This window comes from Pseudomonas sp. CM25 (assembly GCF_013179705.1).
GTDB lineage: Bacteria > Pseudomonadota > Gammaproteobacteria > Pseudomonadales > Pseudomonadaceae > Aquipseudomonas.
On sequence record NZ_JABMCW010000532.1, the window covers coordinates 1 to 2,610 of the forward strand.

General features: G+C 62.8%; 3 protein-coding genes. 1 reads left to right on the plus strand and 2 read right to left on the minus strand.

The window, feature by feature from the left end:
• Together HP546_RS29025 and HP546_RS29030 are read right to left on the minus strand one after the other, a co-directional pair.
• Positions 1-675, minus strand: a 675-nt coding sequence (locus HP546_RS29025) for an argininosuccinate synthase (RefSeq protein WP_172232947.1), incomplete at its 3' end; no start/stop codon positions are given.
• Between the two features lie 299 nt (positions 676-974).
• Positions 975-1,898: an OmpA family protein gene (locus HP546_RS29030; protein ID WP_172232950.1), complete on the minus strand. Its 924-nt coding sequence runs from the start codon at positions 1,896-1,898 to the stop codon at positions 975-977.
• Positions 1,899-2,028: 130 nt separating this feature from the next.
• On the opposite strand from HP546_RS29030, the gene HP546_RS29035 reads away from it, so the two are divergent.
• The coding region (locus tag HP546_RS29035; protein WP_172232953.1) for an amidohydrolase family protein at positions 2,029-2,610 on the plus strand (582 nt) is incomplete at its 3' end.

Genomic DNA, 2,610 nt, shown 5'->3' on the forward strand with positions numbered 1-2,610 from the left:
GGTCAGCTCGAGGTAGGTTGCCTGGTCCGGGGCGTTCTCTGGCGAGACGCTCCAGCGCCACATGTCTTCTTCGTGCTCGGTCCAGGTATCTTCCAGGACACCGCCTTCGTATGAGATATGCAGCAGGTTGGCGTCCATCGAGTAAGGCGATTTCTTCTTGCCGTGACGCTCGATCGGGATGCCGTGCTTCTCGGCGTAGTCCATCAGCTTCTCGCGGGACAGCAGGTCCCACTCACGCCATGGGGCGATAACCTTGACACCTGGCTTCAGGGCATAGGCACCCAGCTCGAAACGAACCTGGTCGTTGCCTTTGCCGGTGGCGCCATGGGAAATGGCGTCAGCGCCGGTTTCGTTGGCGATTTCGATGAGGCGCTTGGCGATCAGCGGACGGGCGATGGAGGTACCCAGCAGGTACTCGCCTTCGTAGACGGTGTTGGCGCGGAACATCGGGAACACGAAATCACGCACGAACTCTTCGCGCAGGTCGTCGATGTAGATCTCTTTAACGCCCATTGCCTGGGCCTTGGCGCGGGCCGGCTCGACCTCTTCGCCCTGCCCCAGGTCAGCGGTGAAGGTCACCACTTCGCAGTTGTAGGTATCCTGCAGCCACTTGAGAATCACCGAAGTATCAAGGCCGCCGGAATACGCCAGTACGACCTTATTTACGTCCGCCATGCCATCACTCCACGGGGTTGTACGGAAAGGGATCGATTCTAACGGCCTTGAGGATAAATTTACAGTGGGGCGACAGCTTCTGACGACAAAGCGACAGGAACTGTCGGAAGGGCGACGGGGTTGGAGGGGGCTGATGATCGAGGCACCAGGTGCATGGCTTGGAATGGATGGATGGGATCATGGCCCCAAGGTGCATGCCTTGCCATATTCAGCGGTTGTGAGATCGAGCGCCGGAAATGCTGTGCCGAACACATGGAGGCCTCATTGCAATCCACCTCCATACACCCGGCCCTCCACCCTCAAGGAGCCTTCGCCCCCGGCGCTGCTGCAGCAGGCGCAGGCGCAGCCTGCTCCACCGGTTTCTCTGGCACCCCCCCCCGATCCAGCTCGATATTCACCCGCCGATTGCGCGCCCGATTCGCCGCACTGTTGTTCTTTGCAAGCGGGTACCGCTCGCCATGGAAACGCACGGTAATCTGCTCCTGCGCAATCCCATGCGCCGTCAGGTAATCAGCCACGGCCAACGCCCGGCGGCGCGACAGGTCGCGATTGGTCAAACGGTTACCACTGTTGTCCGAGTGCCCATTGAGCTCGACATGGTTAACCGACGGATCAGCCTTCATGTAATCCAGAATCACATCCAGCCGCGCGCGCGCGGAATCATCCAGTTCGATACCCCCCCCCGGGAAGCCCACCTGGGTCTGGCGTACCTGGTCGTAGTTCATCGGCAGGAGCTTGGCAGCACACACCTGGTAATCGCTGTAGGCCTTGGCGAAGCTGACCGGCAACACGCGCACTTCCATCGGCCTGCCCGCCTCACCGGTGTAGTTGCGCACCACCGTGCTGCGGCCATCGAGCAAACCGTTGATCAGGCGGCTGGCCTGACCCTGTGACGAGCTGAACAGCACGCCTGTGCGGGCCAGGCGGACGCTGCCAAGGTTGATATCACCACGCCCGGGCTGCCACGGCGCCGCTGCCGCCAGCAGGCTGGCGTTGCCCGCGCCCAGCACATTGCCGGCCGAGCGCAGCTGGAACACCGGCTGCTCGCCCGCCCGGCGCACGAACTCGCCGCTGCCAAAGCCGTCGATCGGCTGGATAAGGCGGCATTCGAACTGGTCACCTTCAACCTTCCAGGCAATGTTTTCCATGCGCGTCTGGAATGTCAGTGCGCCGGCCGGCAGGCTGGCGAACAGGGTCAACAGGGCTATGTAACGCTGGCGCACGGGCGGCTCCACAAATTCTGACGGCTTACCTGCAGGCTATCGGACGCGTCCCGGAAAACTTGATACCCGTGCTCGCCCGGGGGTTTTCCGGTAGCATTGGCGCTTGAGTTCGACCCGCCTGGAATCCCCAATGTCCGATCGCCTGACCCTCCTGCGCCCCGACGACTGGCACATCCATCTGCGCGATGGTGCCGTCCTGCCCCACACCGTTGGCGATGTGGCGCGTACCTTCGCCCGTGCCATCATCATGCCCAACCTGGTTCCGCCGGTGCGCAATGCCGACGAGGCCGGCGCCTACCGTGAGCGCATCCTGGCCGCGCGCCCTGCCGGCAGCCGCTTCGAGCCGCTGATGGTGCTGTACCTCACCGACCGCACCAGCCCCGAAGACATCCGCGCGGCCAAGGCCAGTGGCATTGTCTACGCCGCCAAGCTATACCCGGCCGGCGCCACCACCAACTCCGATTCGGGCGTTACCAGCATCGACAACATCTTCCCGGCCATCGAGGCGCTGGCGGAAGTTGGCATGCCACTGCTGGTGCATGGCGAAGTGACGCGCAGCGAGATCGACGTTTTCGACCGTGAAAAACGCTTCATCGACGAACACATGCGCCGCGTAGTCGAGCGATTCCCGACGCTGAAAGTGGTATTCGAGCACATCACCACCAGCGATGCCGCGCAGTTCGTCACCGAGGCCCCGGCCAACGTTGGCGCG